Annotated in this window: 12 protein-coding genes; 6 read left to right on the top strand and 6 right to left on the bottom strand. The window is 54.8% G+C overall.

All coding sequences use genetic code 11. The features are described 5' to 3' along the window. Position 1: 1 nt before the first annotated feature. Together ACM67E_RS01250 and ACM67E_RS01245 are read right to left on the bottom strand one after the other, a co-directional pair. Positions 2-661 (bottom strand): NAD(P)H-dependent oxidoreductase, encoded by a 660-nt coding sequence (locus ACM67E_RS01250; RefSeq protein ID WP_416191844.1) that lies wholly within the window; start codon positions 659-661, stop codon positions 2-4. A 66-nt stretch (positions 662-727) separates the two neighbouring features. Continuing rightward, positions 728-1,789, bottom strand: coding sequence for an NADH:flavin oxidoreductase/NADH oxidase (locus ACM67E_RS01245; protein ID WP_416191843.1), 1,062 nt, complete (start codon positions 1,787-1,789; stop codon positions 728-730). A gap of 90 nt (positions 1,790-1,879) precedes the next feature. Here ACM67E_RS01245 and ACM67E_RS01240 point away from each other — a divergent pair, with 90 nt between their 5' ends. Beyond that, positions 1,880-2,773 (top strand): LysR family transcriptional regulator, encoded by an 894-nt coding sequence (locus ACM67E_RS01240; protein ID WP_416191842.1) that lies wholly within the window; start codon positions 1,880-1,882, stop codon positions 2,771-2,773. A 493-nt stretch (positions 2,774-3,266) separates the two neighbouring features. Then, complete coding sequence (rmuC, locus tag ACM67E_RS01235) at positions 3,267-4,754, top strand: DNA recombination protein RmuC (protein WP_416191841.1); 1,488 nt, start codon at positions 3,267-3,269, stop codon at positions 4,752-4,754. A 331-nt stretch (positions 4,755-5,085) separates the two neighbouring features. Here rmuC and adhE read toward each other — a convergent pair whose 3' ends face one another. Then, positions 5,086-7,701, bottom strand: a complete 2,616-nt coding sequence (gene adhE / locus ACM67E_RS01230) for a bifunctional acetaldehyde-CoA/alcohol dehydrogenase (protein WP_416191840.1) — start codon at positions 7,699-7,701, stop codon at positions 5,086-5,088. 333 nt (positions 7,702-8,034) lie between these two features. Beyond that, positions 8,035-8,964, bottom strand: a complete 930-nt coding sequence (gene ppk2, locus ACM67E_RS01225; protein ID WP_416191839.1) for a polyphosphate kinase 2 — start codon at positions 8,962-8,964, stop codon at positions 8,035-8,037. Between the two features lie 174 nt (positions 8,965-9,138). On the opposite strand from ppk2, the gene ACM67E_RS01220 reads away from it, so the two are divergent. The 4 genes from ACM67E_RS01220 (at position 9,139) to ACM67E_RS01205 (ending at position 13,287) form a co-directional block, all read left to right on the top strand. Further along, complete coding sequence (locus tag ACM67E_RS01220) at positions 9,139-10,971, top strand: bifunctional chorismate-binding protein/class IV aminotransferase (RefSeq protein WP_416191838.1); 1,833 nt, start codon at positions 9,139-9,141, stop codon at positions 10,969-10,971. 25 nt (positions 10,972-10,996) lie between these two features. Further along, complete coding sequence (locus tag ACM67E_RS01215) at positions 10,997-11,368, top strand: hypothetical protein (RefSeq protein ID WP_416191837.1); 372 nt, start codon at positions 10,997-10,999, stop codon at positions 11,366-11,368. Between the two features lie 554 nt (positions 11,369-11,922). Further along, positions 11,923-12,183 carry a hypothetical protein gene (locus tag ACM67E_RS01210; protein ID WP_416191836.1) on the top strand — a complete coding sequence of 87 codons (261 nt, stop codon included), beginning with the start codon at positions 11,923-11,925 and terminating at the stop codon, positions 12,181-12,183. A gap of 150 nt (positions 12,184-12,333) precedes the next feature. Then, positions 12,334-13,287: a bile acid:sodium symporter family protein gene (locus ACM67E_RS01205; protein ID WP_416191835.1), complete on the top strand. Its 954-nt coding sequence runs from the start codon at positions 12,334-12,336 to the stop codon at positions 13,285-13,287. Between the two features lie 539 nt (positions 13,288-13,826). Here ACM67E_RS01205 and dapD read toward each other — a convergent pair. Both dapD and aat read right to left on the bottom strand, forming a co-directional pair. Next, positions 13,827-14,648, bottom strand: a complete 822-nt coding sequence (gene dapD / locus ACM67E_RS01200; protein WP_416191834.1) for a 2,3,4,5-tetrahydropyridine-2,6-dicarboxylate N-succinyltransferase — start codon at positions 14,646-14,648, stop codon at positions 13,827-13,829. Between the two features lie 280 nt (positions 14,649-14,928). After that, positions 14,929-15,669 carry a leucyl/phenylalanyl-tRNA--protein transferase gene (gene aat / locus ACM67E_RS01195; protein ID WP_416191833.1) on the bottom strand — a complete coding sequence of 247 codons (741 nt, stop codon included), beginning with the start codon at positions 15,667-15,669 and terminating at the stop codon, positions 14,929-14,931. Positions 15,670-15,736 lie beyond the last annotated feature (67 nt).

Here is a 15,736-nt window from a genome sequence, read left to right as displayed (position 1 = left end):
GTTATTCGACAAACTTCACGACCTGCTCGAAAGTTTTGCGCGCTTTGGGTCTGATTTCTTTGTCGCGGTAGCCGAACGTGACCATCACCGACACTTCCCATTCGGCAGGGTCAAACAAGCCTTCTTCCGCCAAAATCTGATTCACTTCTTTATACGAAAAACCCTCGATCGGGCAGGAATCCACGCCGATGAGTGCCGCGCCGGTCATCATGTTGGCCAAGGCGATATAGGTTTGCTTGCTCGCCCAGTCGTACAGGGCGCGTTCGCTGTCCAAAATGGCGATGTCCTGTTCTTGGAATTTTTTGTAGATAGCCAGTGCTTTTTCGCGCGCTTCGCCTTCCAGGCCGCGGCGGTCCATCACGCCGCCGAAAAAGTCGCTGTCGTAGCGGGCGTTTTTCTTCGCCAGAATCGCAACGATGTGGCTGGAAGTTTCCATCGTCGGAATGCCCCAGCAGTACGGTTTGATTTTTTGGCGGATATCGGCGTTTTGCAAAACCAGAAACTGCCACGGCTCGGAACCGACCGAACTCGGGCTTAAGCGGCCGAGTTCCAGAATATAGTTGAAATCTTCGGCAGGGATTTTTTTACTGCCGTCGTAAGAACGGGTAGACGCGCGGTAATGAAAGGCGTTTAAAACATCTTCTTTGTTGAAAAACTTCATGATGAAAGCTCCAAAATCAAAATCATCGGAACAGCCTTGATATTTCATCAAGGCCGTCTGAAAACATTACATAAAGCCGCGTTGGTATTGGCGCGGTACAAACTGCATTTCCGCGGCATCGGACGCGTTTTGGCGGTATTGCGCGTTCAGCACCCAATACGGATCGCGCAAGAGCGCGCGGCCGACGGCCACCAAATCGGCATCGCCCACACCCAAGACATGATCGGCCACGGCAGGGTCGTCCAGCATACCCACGGCAATGACGGGCTTGTCGGTCGCCTGTTTGACCTTGCGCGCCAAATCCACTTGGTAGCCGGCGTAAAATTCGGGATGGTTGCCCGCGTGCAGCACGCCGTCACCGCCGCCGCTCACGTCGAACACATCGGCACCGGCTTCAGAGAAACGCTTGGCGACTTCTACGCCGTAGTCGCTGTCGAAACCGTTTTCGCCGTATTCCTGCGCGGAAATGCGCACGATTAGCGGCATTTCAGACGGCATGACTTCGCGGGCGGCTTTGATGACCTGCTCGCCGAAGAGCATTCTGTCTTGGCCGTATTCGTCACTGCGTCGGTTGGATTTTGGTGAGTAGAATTGGTGAATCAGATAGCCGTGTGCGCCGTGCAGCTCGATCGTGTCGAAACCGGCGGCAACTGCACGCTTCACCGAATCTTGGAACGCCTGCACCAAATCTTTCACTTCCTGAGTCGTCAGTTCGCGCGGGGTAATCAGGTTTTGGCCGGCGTAGTCCAACTCGCCGTAATGAATGGCGCTGGGTGCAACGGCATCCGGCTCGTCCTGCGCTTTGCGGCCGGCATGGGCAATCTGCACGCCGATTTTCGCGCCGTGCGCATGGACGCTGTCGACCAGTTTTTTAAAGGCTTGTTGTTGTTCGTCGTTCCACAAACCCAAACAGTTGGGCGTAATGCGTCCGTTGGGCGCGACATTGGTCATTTCCACGATAATCAGACCGACGCCGCCGATGGCGCGGCTGGTGTAATGCACGAAATGCCAGTCGTTAGGTACGCCGTCTGTAGCCGAATATTGGCACATCGGCGGCATGATGACACGGTTTTTGAGCGGCAGGTTTTTAAGAGTTGCCGGGGTCAGCAGCTTGCGGAATTTTGCCATGACGGGTTCCTTGAATAAATTGAGACAGGGGCATGATAGGGAAATCATGTTATTATTTCAAATTGATTATTCTGATAATTAGGTATCACAATGTCTGATATAAGAACGCTGGATTTGAATTTGCTCAAGGCATTCGTCGTCTTGCTCGACGAATGCAACGTCAGCCGCGCGGCGGCGCGTTTGTCGGTCACGCAGCCGGCCATGAGCGGCATTCTCAACCGCCTGCGCGAGAGTTTCGACGACCCGCTGTTCGTGCGCGTGCAACACGGCGTGCAGCCCACCGACCGCGCGCTCGAGCTTGGGCAGATTGCGCGCAAAGTGTTGCAGGACGTCGGCTCGATGCTGTCGCCGCCGAAACTGGAACCCGAAAAGCTGAACATGACCCTGCGCATCGCCGCGATGGATTATGTGCAGCAGATTATCGCCCTGCCGCTGATTCTGCGCCTGAGGCGGCTTGCGCCGAATGTCAAAGTCGCCCTGTTGCCCGTGCAGGGGCAGAACATCAAGACGCTGTTTGAAAAAAACAAAATCGATTTGGCACTGGTGAGCCAGCACCACGTCGGCGCCGATATGCCGCATACCGTTTTATACGACGAACCCTACGTCTGCGCCATGAGCAAAACGCATCCGATGGCCAAAACCGCGCTCACGCTCGACCAATTCTGCGCCCTGCCCTTCGCCATGCTGTCTTACAACGGCGGCGAGTTCAGCGGCGCCACCGACACCGCCCTGCACAAGCTCGGCAGACAGCGAAAAGTCATGGTGTCGGTGAACCATATTTCGCTGCTGCCCCAGCTTTTGCAGGATTCCGATTTGGTCGCCGTGCTGCCGCAACACCTTGCCCGCACGCTGCCGAACGTGCATTTGCAGACGCCGCCGATTGACGTGGAAGGGTTTACCATGCTGATGACGTGGCACGAACGCACCGAACAGGACACGGCGCACCGCTGGCTGCGGGAAGTGTTGCTGGGGGTGGTGAAGTGAAACCGCCCGATTTTAACCAATAGACACTTTTAGAGAACCCAGCCCAAGCCGCTAGACGCAGCCGGACGAAGCAGAATTTTGGCAGAGTAAAAGGCTCGTTGTTTGAGCTGCCCAAAGGCAGCGAGTTCGAGCCTGCTGCCAAAATCCTGCGTAGGGAGGGAAGTTCGCCCCAAAGGGCGGACCTGCAACTGCGGTCGCTTTTCTTTTGCCTACTTTTAGCTTCGCAGAAACTTCGTTTTCTTTGGCGAAGCAAAGAAAACGAAGTTTCTGCGAAGCTAAAAGTAGGTGGCCGCGCGGCCATGGAGCGCAACTGTTCAGATTAAGCAAATGTAAAACTGGCATCCTGAATATCACCCTCCTCCAACTCCCTTCTGCCGGAACACCGGTTTTGTTTCCATCATGATAAAAGTTTCCCACTTGCATTCTCAGGCCGTCTGAAAGCTTCGTCCAAACATGATATAGTTTACCGTTTCGATTTTTCAGACGGCCTCACATGTCCGACCTTACCCTTTATCTCGTTGCCACCGCGCTGGCGGCTTTATTTCTGGGCGCACTCATTGCGTGGCTGCTCACCCGCCATGCCGCGCAAGCGCAGCAGTTCGCACTCCGCCAGCAGCTTGCCGAACGCACGCAGCAGCATGAATTTGCCGCGCAATCCTTATCCCGCGTCGAAACCGAATTGGCCGACAGCCGACGCGAAATTCAGGATTTGCACGCCGAAGCGCAGGAAATCCACAGCCGCTTCGCCGCCGCCTGCCGCCAAATCGAACACCTTCAGGAAAAAGAAGCCGAAGCAGGCCGTCTGAAACAGGATTATCTGGATTTGCAGCAGACCGCGCAAAACCTGCACATCCGCAACGAACGTCTTCACACCCAAATCGAGCAGGAACGCCGGGCCGCCGACGAAAAACTTTCCCTGCTGGCCGAAGCGCGCCAAAGCCTGGGCGACCAGTTTCACAATTTAGCCAACCAAATCCTCGAAGAAAAAAGCCGCCGCTTCGCCGAACAAAACCGCGAGCATTTGGGGCAGCTGCTCAACCCGCTCAACGAACGGCTCCACGGCTTCGGCGAGCTGGTGCAGAACACCTACGAAAAAGAAGCGCGCGAGCGGCTGACGCTGGAAAACGAACTCAAACGCCTGCAAAGCCTCAACGTCCAGCTCCACCAAGATGCCAAAGCCCTGACCGACGCGCTCACCGGCACACAAAACAAAACGCAGGGCAACTGGGGCGAAATGGTTTTGGAAAGCATACTGGAACATTCCGGCCTGCAGAAAGGGCGCGAATACACCGTCCAAGCCGCCTCCGTGCGCCGCGAAGAAGACGGCGGCACGCGCCGTTTGCAGCCCGACGTGTTAATCAACCTGCCCGACGGCAAACAAATCGTCATCGACTCCAAAGTCTCGCTCACCGCCTACACACGCTACGTTCAGGCGCAAAATCCCGACGAAGCCGCGCGCGAACTCGCCGCCCACACTGCCAGCATCCGCAACCACGTCAAAACCCTGTCGCGCAAGGATTACGCCGATTTGGAAGGCGTGAACACGCTCGATTTCGTGTTCATGTTCGTCCCCGTCGAACCGGCCTACCTGCTCGCGCTGCAACACGACGGCAACCTGTTTCAGGAATGCTTCGACAAACGCATCATGCTGGCCGGCCCGAGCACCCTGCTCGCCACCCTGCGCACCGTCGCCAATATCTGGCGCAACGAACAGCAAAACCAAAACGCGCTGGCCATCGCCGAAGAAGGCGGCCGGCTCTACGACAAATTCGTCGGCTTCGTCGCCACGCTCGACAGCGTCGGAAAAAACCTCGAACAGGCGCAAAACCAGTTTCAGACGGCCTATAAGCAACTTACCGAAGGACGCGGCAATCTCGTCAGCCGCGCCGAAAAACTGCGTTTGCTGGGCGTGAAAGCAGGAAAACAGTTGGACAAACGCTTGGCGGAAAACGCGCAGGACAACTTGGGGTTGGAAGAATAAAGATGCGGCGCAAGCCGGTTACAGGCCGTCTGAAAACTCCGTCTTCACCGAAGTGACCGCATCCGTTTTGACGAAATCCGCTCTGTTTTTTTCAGACGGCCTCCGGTTCATGAAGACGAAAATTTTCCACCGCCCATCACGAATCAGCAAACGTAGGCTGGGTTAAAAACCCAACAAAAACCCATAAAACCGCCTGAAATGTTGGGTTTGCAACCCAACCTACCGATACTCATCACGAATCAGGTTTCAGTAAAAAATCACAGGTCGATATTTTTGCAAAGCCCACAGGCCGTCTGAAACTTTTCAGACGGCCTGTTTTCATGCCTTACGGTTATTCGCCGTAATAAGCCTTGGTGAGGATTTCCTCCATATCGTCCACCATCGGCAGACGCGGATTCGCCGGCGAGCATTGGTCTTCATAAGCCATCATCGCCAGCTCCCTGCGTGCGCCGATAAAGGCTTTTTCGTCGATGCCCTGTTCTTTGAACGACATTTTGATGCCGACTTTGCGCGCCAATTCGTCGCAGGCTTGGGCAAAAGAGGCCACGCCTTCGGCCGGAGTGCTGCACGGCAGTCCGAGCGTGCGGGCAATTTCCTGGTATTTCACGTCGGCTTTGTAGTAGTTGTATTTCGGCCAGGTAGCGGTTTTCTGCGGACGCGTGCCGTTGTAGCGGATAACGTGCGGCAGGAAAATCGCGTTGGTGCGGCCGTGCGGGATATGGAACTTGCCGCCCACTTTGTGTGCCAGCGAATGGTTGATGCCCAAAAACGCGTTGGCAAAGGCCATGCCGGCGATGGTGGAGGCGTTGTGCATACGCTCGCGTGCTTCGGGATCGTCCGCGCCGTATTTGTAGGAGCGTTCCAAAAATTCAAACACCAGCTTGATGGCCTGCAGAGCCAAACCGTCGGTAAAGTCGTTGGCCAGCACCGAAACATAGGCTTCCACCGCATGAGTGAGCACGTCCATGCCGGTATCGGCGGTCACGCCGGCGGGGACGGTCATGGTGAACGACGGGTCAACGATGGCGATGGTCGGCGTGAGCGAGTAGTCGGCAATCGGGTATTTTTTGTCGCCGTCGCTGATAACGGTGAACGGCGTGACTTCGGAACCGGTTCCCGAAGTGGTGGGAATGCCGATAAATTTGGCTTTGCGGCCTAATTCGGGGAAGCGGAACGCGCGTTTGCGGATGTCCATAAACTTCTGTACCAAGTCTTCGAAATCCACCTGCGGCTGCTCGTAGAAAAGCCACATGGCTTTGGCTGCGTCCATCGGCGAGCCGCCGCCCAGCGCGATGATGGTGTCGGGCTGGAAGCTGCGCATCAGGTCGGTGCCTTTATACACGGTTTGCACGCTCGGATCGGCTTCCACATCGGTAAACAGCTGCACGGTGACTTTGTTTTTGCGCAGGTTCAACTGGTGGATCACTTTATCGACGAAGCCCAAATCCACCATAGAGCGGTCGGTGACAATCATCACTTTTTCGCAATCCTTCATATCCTGCAGGTATTGGATGGAATCGCGCTCGAAATAGATTTTGGCGGGCACTTTGAACCATTGCATGTTGTTTCTCCGACGGCCTACTTTTTTGATGTTCAACAGATTCACGGCATTAACATTGCCGCCCACGGAATTTTTGCCGTAGGAACCGCAGCCCAAAGTCAGGGAAGGCAGGAAAGCGTTGTACACGTCGCCGATGCCGCCGAACGAAGAAGGCGAGTTCCAAATCACGCGCAGGGCTTTCACGCGTTCGCCGAAGGTTTTGACCAGCTCTTTGTCGGCGCTGTGGATGGCCGCGGAGTGGCCCAAGCCGTCGAATTCCACCATTTCTTCGGAAAATTTCAAGCCCTCTTCGGTCGTTTCGGCTTTCAGCATGGCCAATACGGGCGAGAGTTTTTCGCGGGTCAGCGGCTCTTTGGGGCCGACTTCGCGGCATTCGACCATGATGATGTTGGTTTTTTCCGGCACTTTGAAACCGGCCTGCTCGGCAATCCACGCAGCAGGTTTGCCCACCACGGCGGCATTGAGTTTCGCACCGCCGCAGTTGGCACTGTTGGCTTTCACGCCGAAGATGAATTCTTCGAGCAATGCTTTTTCTTTTTTATTGGCAAAATACACGCCGTATGATTTGAATTCGTCGGCCAGTGCGTCATAAATCTCTTTATCGGCAATCACCGCCTGTTCGCTGGCGCAAATCATACCGTTGTCGAACGCTTTCGACATCACGATGTCGTGCGCGGCCTGCTTGATATTGGCGGATTTCTCCACATAGGCCGGCACATTGCCCGCCCCCACGCCGAGTGCGGGTTTGCCGCAAGAGTAAGCCGCTTCCACCATCGCATTGCCGCCGGTAGCCAGAATAGTGGCCACGCCCGGATGCTTCATCAGCGAAGACGTGCCTTCCATCGACGGTTTTTCAATCCATTGCACGCAGTTTTCCGGTGCGCCCGAGGCAATGGCGGCATCGCGCACGATTTGCGCGGCATGGGCGGAACATTGCTGGGCGGAAGGGTGGAAAGAGAAAATAATCGGGTTGCGGGTTTTGAGCGCAATCAGGGCTTTGAAAATCGTGGTGGACGTAGGGTTGGTAGTGGGAATGATGCCGCAGATCACGCCCACGGGATCGGCAATTTCCGTGATGCCGGTCACATCGTCTTCGCTGATGACGCCCACGGTTTTCAAATCGCGCAGGCGGCGCACGACGTTTTCGCAGGCAAACAGGTTTTTGGTGGCCTTGTCTTCAAATACGCCGCGGCCGGTTTCCTCCACCGCGTGCATGGCCAGCACACCGTGTTTGTCGAGCGCGGCAATCGAAGCCTTGGCCACGATATAGTCGATTTGCTCCTGATTGAGCATACGGAACTGATCCAGCGCGGCCAAACCTTTCTCTACCAAACGGTTGACCTCGGCCACGGCCGGGCTGATTGTGTTCTCTGCAGATGCGTTCATGGTTTTTCTCCTGAAAAGAAGTCAGAAATAACGTAATAAATTTTCAGTAAAATCAGTATAGGTAATATTTTTACAGCTATTCTTGACTTAAATCATGAAACACCGTGCTTGCCGCAAAGACGGAACGGTTTTATTTTTATCAGATAATCCTTTGAAATAAGTAAATTTTATTCATATATTTATTACAAACCTTTTAACTTCCGCCTGTTTCCGCAAACTACACCCTTGATTCCCCCGTTCGAATCAAAATGAAATATAACTACGGTTTATTTGAAAAACAGGCCGTCTGAAAAATCATTTTCAGACGGCCTGTTATTTCAACCGGACTGCGGCTTAATCGTGGCCGATTTCCAGATGCAGCTGCTGGTAGCGCACATTGGGCGACAGGATGATTTTTTCGTCCACCCTGCCGATGGCTTTTTCGTCCTTGCCCGGGTAATCCAAGCTGTGCAGGAAATAGCGGATACAGTTCAGGCGAGCGCGTTTTTTGTCGTCGGAGCGGATAATCGTCCACGGCGCATCGCCCGTGTGGGTGTGGAAGAACATCGCGTCTTTGGCTTCGGTGTAGTCGTCCCAACGGTCGAGCGACTGAATGTCCACAGGCGAGAGTTTCCAATGTTTCAGCGGATCGTCGCGGCGCGAAATGAAGCGGCGCAGCTGTTCTTCACGACTCACGGAGAACCAGAATTTAAAAAGATGAATCCCGCTGGCCACCAGCATACGTTCAAATTCAGGGGCTTGGCGCATAAACAGCATGTATTCGTTCGGCTCGCAAAAACCCATCACGCGCTCGACACCTGCACGGTTGTACCAAGAACGGTCAAAGAAAACGATTTCGCCGGCGGTCGGCAGATTGGTGACGTAGCGTTGGAAATACCATTGACCGCGTTCGGTGGTGGTCGGTTTTTCCAGCGCGACCACGCGTGCGCCGCGCGGGTTTAAGTGTTCCATAAAGCGTTTGATGGTACCGCCCTTGCCCGCCGCATCGCGCCCTTCGAAGAGACAGACAATCCGCTGGCCGGATTCTTTGACCCAGCTTTGCACTTTCAGCAACTCGATTTGCAGCTTTTTCTTTTCGCGCTCATACACAGAGCGGCGCATCCGCTGGCGGTAAGGATAGCTCTCGGGCAGCGGAGCCGAATCGGAATCTTCCGACGTGACTCGGCCTTCGTATTCCAAAACAGATTTTTCAAACACCTCTAATTGGTTCTCCTGCGTGTCGGTTTTGATTTCTCCAAAAGGGTGCAATTGTGTTTCCGTCATATTCGCTCCTGGTAAAAAATGAAAGGGTTTTAGTGGTATGATTTGCCTTTACTGTTATTCTAACGCTTTTTTTCGGCCTGAAACTACATAATCTTACCATTCGTCCGCAGCTGCGGCCTGCTCTGTTAATTTATGTCAATCAGGTGTATCATCCAACCACTTACCTGCCTTCGCATGCCTTATTTCACCCTGCTCGACGATGCCATTTCCGGCAAAGCAAAATCCTATCAAAATCATATAGAAAGCCGTTTTCTTGCCGCACACGAACTCGACGCGCTCGATTCCGTTCTGCGCGAAGGCTGGCAGAACGGCCGTTTTGCCCTGTTGTGCGCAGACTACGCATTCGGCCTGCCGCTGCAGAACCTGCCCGCAGACGAAAGCGGCTTTTTGGCCGTGCACTGGTTTGAACGCTGCGAAACGGTTGACCCCGAAACCTGGCTGAATCAATTTTCAGACGGCCTGCCCGCAGGCATTTCCACGCCCGTCTCCGACACGTCCCGCGCCGATTATCTGGCCGCCGTCGGCGACATCCACGAAGCCATCCGCCGCGGCGACACCTACCAAATCAACTACACCACCCGTCTGCATTTCGACAGCTACGGCAACCCGATTGATTTATACCGGCGCCTGCGCCAGCCCGTACCTTATGCCGCGCTCGCCTGCCTGCCCGGTTCAGACGGCCTCGAAACATGGACGCTGTGTTTTTCGCCCGAACTTTTCCTGAAAATCGGTTCAGACGGCCTCATCACCACCGAACCGATGAAAGGCACGGCGCCGGTTCTCAACGACGGCTTGGACGATGCGCGTGCGCACGAATTGAAAAACGACCCGAAAAACCGCGCTGAAAACATCATGATTGTCGATTTGCTGCGCAACGATTTGGGCAAAATCGCGCAAACGGGTTCCGTGCACGTGCCCGAGCCGTTCAAAGTCTCGCGCTTCGGCAGCGTGTGGCAGATGACGACCGCCATCGAAGCACAGGCCGTGCCGCACACGACCGCCGCCGGCATTTTCCGCGCCGCGTTCCCCTGCGGCTCGATTACCGGCGCGCCCAAACGCATGAGCATGGAAATCATCGGAAAGCTGGAAAAAAATCCGCGCGGCTTATACACCGGCAGCATCGGCTTTCTCAACCCGTGCGACAGCGGCTTGGGCTTTGAAGGCGTGTTGAACGTGGTGATTCGGACTTTGACACTGAGGCCGTCTGAAAACACCGCACCGCAAACAGAAAGGCCGTCTGAAAACCGTCCGCAACATTCAGACGGCCTGTACCGCGCGGAATACGGCGTCGGCTCGGGCATCGTCATCGACAGCGACGCGCAAGCCGAATGGGAGGAATGCGGCTGGAAAGCGCGTTTCCTTACCGGCTTACGTCCCGACTTCGGCATTTTTGAAACGCTTTCAGTCGAACAAAACCGCTGCGCTTTACTCGAGCGGCACTTAGGCCGTCTGAAAACTTCCGCGCACGCGCTGAATTTGGCCTTGCCGCATGATTATGTTCGGCAAATTCAATCCTATATAGCGCATCTGCCGTCTGAAAAACAACGTGTCAAAATCCTGTTGGATTCAGACGGCCTCTCGTTTTCCCACGCGCCGCTGCAAGCCTTGAGCGGCAGACAGAGCGTCTCGGTTGCCGACGAAACCCTGCCGAACCGCGATTACCTGCGCCGCTTCAAAACCACGCGCCGCGACGTGTACGACAAGGCATGGCAGAGTGCGGCGGCATACGGCGCGTTCGACAGCCTGCTGTTCAATTCAGACGGCCTGCTGCTGGAAGGCGGCCGCAGCAATGTGTTCGCCAAAATCGACGGCGCATGGCACACGCCCGCCTTGAATTTGGACATTCTCAACGGCGTGATGCGCCAAGAAATCCTAGAAAACCCGATGCGCTACCTGCACACGGACAAAGTTTACGAAAGCCGCATCACGCGCCAAATGCTGCGCCGCGCCGAAAAAATCTGCCTGAGCAACGCCCTGCGCGGCGTGTTTGAAGCGGATTGGGCATAGCGGCCTTTGCTTGCCGCAACGCGCCTTGCCCCGTTTTACCTGCCTTATCCGAAGGCCGTCTGAAAAGTTTCAGACGGCCTTCGGCTTCCGCCGCGCCTTGTCATCGGGTTCGCGGTTGTTTAAACTCAAGCTACTCTTCCAACCCGAAAAGGAGCACAACATGGCCGTTTTCGACAACGACAAAGTTGATTTGAGCAAAATCAAGCCGCAACCTTACGACAGCTTCGACGAGCAAGACCGCAAGCGCGAAGAAGCGCGCGAACGGGAGGCGACGGAGGTTTACGAACCGCTTACCGACGAGCAGCGGCGGATTGTCCGCGAACATTCGGGCATCAATCCGGTGGAACAGTTTGTAGAAGACATTGTTGATGATGTGGCGGGAAACCGCCGCGACTGAAGGCTTCCGCCGCCGAACCAGCCCGAGACCTTTGCAAGACTGGGTTCAAACCCGAAAACCTATGTCCGTCATGAGCTGCGCAAGTCCGCTACGCTCCCCCCGCGCAGACGCACTACTGTCCGGAATCAATCCAAGAGGCCGTCTGAAAGTCTGATATTTTCAGCATTTTCAGCTTCTGTCTGACTCAAAATCAGCAGTGTTTGGGCTGCTGCAATCTGCTCCCTCTCCTGCGCTTAGCGCGGGGGAGGGGGTGATGTTTCGCAGAAACATTAAAATCTGCCTGAAACTCAGGCAAAATGTACTTCTGCGAAGTACCACCACCATCCTGACCTTCCCCCGCGCTAAGCGCAGGGGAAGGGACAGATTGCAGGAACTTCAAAATTTACTGTCGGAATCGAAGCAGTTTTGCGGAATCAGTGTTTGCTGACTATCTGATATTTCAAAATTTCATTTTTACTGAAATATAGAATCTCTAACATTTTGATATTTAATCAAAATTTATTCCGGACAGTAGTGCGCCTGCGCGGGGGAGGTACAGCGGAATCACGCAGCTGATGACGGATTCAAGATTTTTAAATACTTTCGGTTTTTGCAAAGGTTCCAAGCCGTCTGAAAGCGAATGTCCGCTTTCAGACGGCCTTTTGTTTGAAGCCGAAATCTCTGCAAAACCCGGATTGAACCTGAAAATCCGTATCCGTCATCAGCACAAGTCCGCCGCGCACTTTTCAGGCCGTCTGAAAATTAGCGTGCAAACGCCAACACCAAGGCCGTCTGAAAAATTATCTTTCAAATTCATCTTCCCCAATAAAATTTAAATTTTCATTTATCCTTTTATTGACAGATTATTTCTCCGGCATCCCCTTTTCAACACCGGAAATCCGCCTGTATTTCCGCCGTTCCGTTTGCTAACCGCCGTAAAAATCTGTTAAAACACCTTATCTGTTTTTCTCGATAAGGACAACGAAATGTCGCTCCCCGCCGCCTTCAGCCGCCAGCTCACCCGCTTTACCGCGCCCGTGATTATTTTGGCCTCCCTCATCGCCTTTATCGAACCGGCCACTTTTGCCTGGGTCAAGGGCGACGCGCAGATTTTGGTGTTGGGCATCATCATGCTGGGCATGGGCATGACGCTGGGCAAAGCCGATTACCGCATTTTGGCGCAACGCCCGTTTGATATTTTCGTCGGCTCGCTGGCGCAATACACGATTATGCCGCTGGTCGCCATCGGCATTGCCAAAGCCTTCAACCTCTCGCCCGGCCTGACTTTGGGGCTGGTCTTGGTCGGCACCTGCCCGGGCGGCGTGTCGTCCAACATCATGGCGTTTCTGGCCAAAGGCGACGTGGCGTTTTCGGTGGGGCTGACCACGGTTTCCACCCTGCTCGCGCCGGTGATGACGCCTTTGTGGATGATGTATCTGGTCGGCCAAACCGTCGATATGGACGGCTGGGCGATGTTCAAATTCATGCTGCTGGTAACACTCCTGCCGGTGATGATCGGCTCGGTGTGCAATATGCTGTTCGAACACAAAGCCTGGTTTGCCGAAGTGCGCGCCGTCATGCCCGGCGTGGCGGTGTTGGCCTTTGCCTGCATCGTCGGCGGCGTGGCGGCGGTTCACGGCCACCGCTTTATGGAATCGGCTTTGGTGATGGTCTTGGCGATTGCCGCACACAACATCATCGGTTACATATTGGGCTATTACTCGGGCGCGCTCTTCGGCATGAACACGGCGAAAAAGCGTACGCTGGCGATTGAAGTAGGCGTGCAAAACGCCGGCTTGGCCACGGGCTTGAGTGCGAAATTCTTCCCGACCAACGCCGAATCCGCCGTCGCCACCGCCGTCGCCTGCGTGTGGCACTCGGTATCAGGCACGGTATTGGGCAACCTGTTTGCATGGTGGGACAAGCGTAAAGCGCAATAAGGTTTGGATATAAAGGCCGTCTGAACAATATGTTTTCAGACGGCCTTTCGGTTTGGCAGCAACTGTATTTTTAACCCCGTCGGGCAAAAATACAGTTGCTACGAGTAAAACCCCGTAAGTCAGGCATTCATGCCCGACAATGGTTTGTTCTGTGCCGGTGCGCGTCGGGCATGAATGCCCGACCTACGGACTTTTCAGAACCCGTAGGTACGGTTAGCCGCCCCAAGCGGCGTAACCGTACGAAACCCTATGAGACAGGCAATGCCGTCTGAAAAGCTTTAAGCAAACGAATTTCAGACGGCCTTGTTACTTTGTATGACATTTTCAGACATGCGTACGGTTACGCCGCTTGGGGCGGCTAACCGTACCTACACTTACTGCTTAATCATAGGCTGGTCATGACCCGACATTACCCAGATAAAATTTTGTCGTTTTTTAACTCAACCTACGATTGCTAACGAGCTGATTTAAAAGGCCGTCTGAAAAAAACTTTTCAGACGGCCTCGTTATGGACGTTTCAAATCAACGTTGAAAACCGATTACACACCGCGCAACAATTCGTTCACGCTGGTTTTCGCGCGGGTTTGCGCGTCCACTTTTTTCACGATGACGGCGCAATACAGGCTGTGGCTGCCGTCGGCGGAAGGCATGCTGCCCGACACCACCACCGAACCGGCAGGCACGCGGCCTTGATAAATTTCGCCGGTTTCGCGGTCGAGGATTTTGGTCGATTGGCCGATGAACACGCCCATCGAAATCACACTGCCTTCTTCCACAATCACGCCTTCCACGATTTCAGAGCGCGCGCCGATGAAGCAGTTGTCTTCGATAATGGTCGGGCTGGCCTGCAACGGCTCCAACACGCCGCCGATGCCCACGCCGCCCGACAAATGCACGTTTTTACCGATTTGCGCGCAAGAGCCGACGGTCGCCCAAGTGTCCACCATCGCGCCTTCATCGACATACGCACCGATGTTCACATAAGACGGCATCAAGACGACATTCTTGCCCACGAAGCTGCCGCGTCGCGCCACCGCACCCGGTACCGCGCGGAAACCGGCGGTTTGGAATTCGTCTTCGCTCCAATCGGCGAATTTGGTCGGCACTTTGTCGAAATACTTGTTCACGCCGTCGTTCAAGACTTCGTTGTCCTGAATGCGGAAAGAGAGCAACACGGCTTTTTTCGCCCACTCGTTCACTTTCCACTTGCCCACGCTCTCGCGCTCGGCCACGCGCAGTTCTCCCGCATCCAGTCGGCGCAGGGTTTCCAATACCGCTTCCTTCACTTCGGCGGTCACGGTGGCAGGCGTAATGTCCGCGCGGTTTTCAAACGCGGTTTCGATGATTTGTTGCAAAGACATATTCATTCCTTAGTTAAGTGCGGTTGAGGCCGTCTGAAAACCAAAAACCTTTTCAGACGGCCTGTTTTAAAATTCCGTAAGCCGTTATTCTGCCACGCAAACGCGGTTTCGTCAGCTATTGATGCGATTAGGCCGTCTGAAAACCGAAAACATTTTCAGACGGCCTGCATGGTTGGGAAGCCGGCGTAGGTACGGTTAGCCGCCCCGGCGGCGTAACCGTACGAATGATTTTTAAAGGTCGGGAGATTTTGTTCGTACGGTTAGCTTTGCTTGGGCAAAGCTAACCGTATCTACATTTTTCCAGCGTAGAACACACCGTTCCGTGCCCGATTTTCCCGACCAAATCCATCGCGTTCAAACGCTTCAAGGCCGTCTGAAAATCGTGGAAATCCATCTGCTCCGAGCCGAAACGCGCCAAGTGTGCGGTATCCTGCTGGCAGTCAATCAGTTGCACGCCGCGTTCGGCCAGATACGGCACGGCGCAGGCAAAGGCAATTTTCGACGCGTCGGGCGCAAGGGCGAACATGGATTCGCCGTAGAACACGCGCCCGATTTGCACGCCGTAGAAGCCACCGACGAGTTTCAGACGGCCTTGTTCATCGGGATACCGACACTCAAACGAATGCGCGTGCCCGATGTCGTGCAAACGCGCATAGGCCGTCTGAAATTCGGGTGCAATCCAAGTGCCGTCCTGCCCAGGGCGCGGCGCGGCGGCGCAATGGGCAACCACCTCGCCGAACGCTTCGTTCACGCTCACGCGGTAGGGCTTGTTGCGCAAAGTTTTCGCCAGCGATTTGCCAATATGCAGTTTTTCAGGCAACAACACCGTGCGCGGCGCGGTGGCAAACCAGTAAAACAGCCCGTTTTGCGAAAACCACGGAAAAATGCCGCTGCGGTAGGCGGCCAGCAGCCGTCCTTCGTCCAAATCCGCGCTCACGCCGACCAAGCCGTCGCAATGTTCCAATGCGTAATCGGGGTTGGGAAAGCGGTAGTCCTGCGGCGGGAGAAAGGGAATGTTCATTTTCCTGTTTCCAAAAAATTTCAGACGGCCTCAAATCCATTCGAGGCCGTCTGAAAATCAATCTTGC

Source organism: Neisseria sp. CCUG12390, assembly GCF_047837985.1.
Classification (GTDB): domain Bacteria; phylum Pseudomonadota; class Gammaproteobacteria; order Burkholderiales; family Neisseriaceae; genus Neisseria.
This window is presented reverse-complemented; position numbering and strand designations above follow the sequence as displayed.

Excerpts from the sequence above, each read along its gene's own strand:
- ACM67E_RS01250 (WP_416191844.1), bottom strand. The coding sequence starts at position 661 with ATGAAGTTTTTCAACAAAGAAGATGTTTTAAACGCCTTTCATTACCGC.
- ACM67E_RS01245 (WP_416191843.1), bottom strand. The coding sequence starts at position 1,789 with ATGGCAAAATTCCGCAAGCTGCTGACCCCGGCAACTCTTAAAAACCTG.
- ACM67E_RS01240 (WP_416191842.1), top strand. The coding sequence starts at position 1,880 with ATGTCTGATATAAGAACGCTGGATTTGAATTTGCTCAAGGCATTCGTC.
- rmuC (WP_416191841.1), top strand. The coding sequence starts at position 3,267 with ATGTCCGACCTTACCCTTTATCTCGTTGCCACCGCGCTGGCGGCTTTA.
- adhE (WP_416191840.1), bottom strand. The coding sequence starts at position 7,701 with ATGAACGCATCTGCAGAGAACACAATCAGCCCGGCCGTGGCCGAGGTC.
- ppk2 (WP_416191839.1), bottom strand. The coding sequence starts at position 8,964 with ATGACGGAAACACAATTGCACCCTTTTGGAGAAATCAAAACCGACACG.
- ACM67E_RS01220 (WP_416191838.1), top strand. The coding sequence starts at position 9,139 with ATGCCTTATTTCACCCTGCTCGACGATGCCATTTCCGGCAAAGCAAAA.
- ACM67E_RS01210 (WP_416191836.1), top strand. The coding sequence starts at position 11,923 with ATGACGGATTCAAGATTTTTAAATACTTTCGGTTTTTGCAAAGGTTCC.
- ACM67E_RS01205 (WP_416191835.1), top strand. The coding sequence starts at position 12,334 with ATGTCGCTCCCCGCCGCCTTCAGCCGCCAGCTCACCCGCTTTACCGCG.
- dapD (WP_416191834.1), bottom strand. The coding sequence starts at position 14,648 with ATGTCTTTGCAACAAATCATCGAAACCGCGTTTGAAAACCGCGCGGAC.
- aat (WP_416191833.1), bottom strand. The coding sequence starts at position 15,669 with ATGAACATTCCCTTTCTCCCGCCGCAGGACTACCGCTTTCCCAACCCC.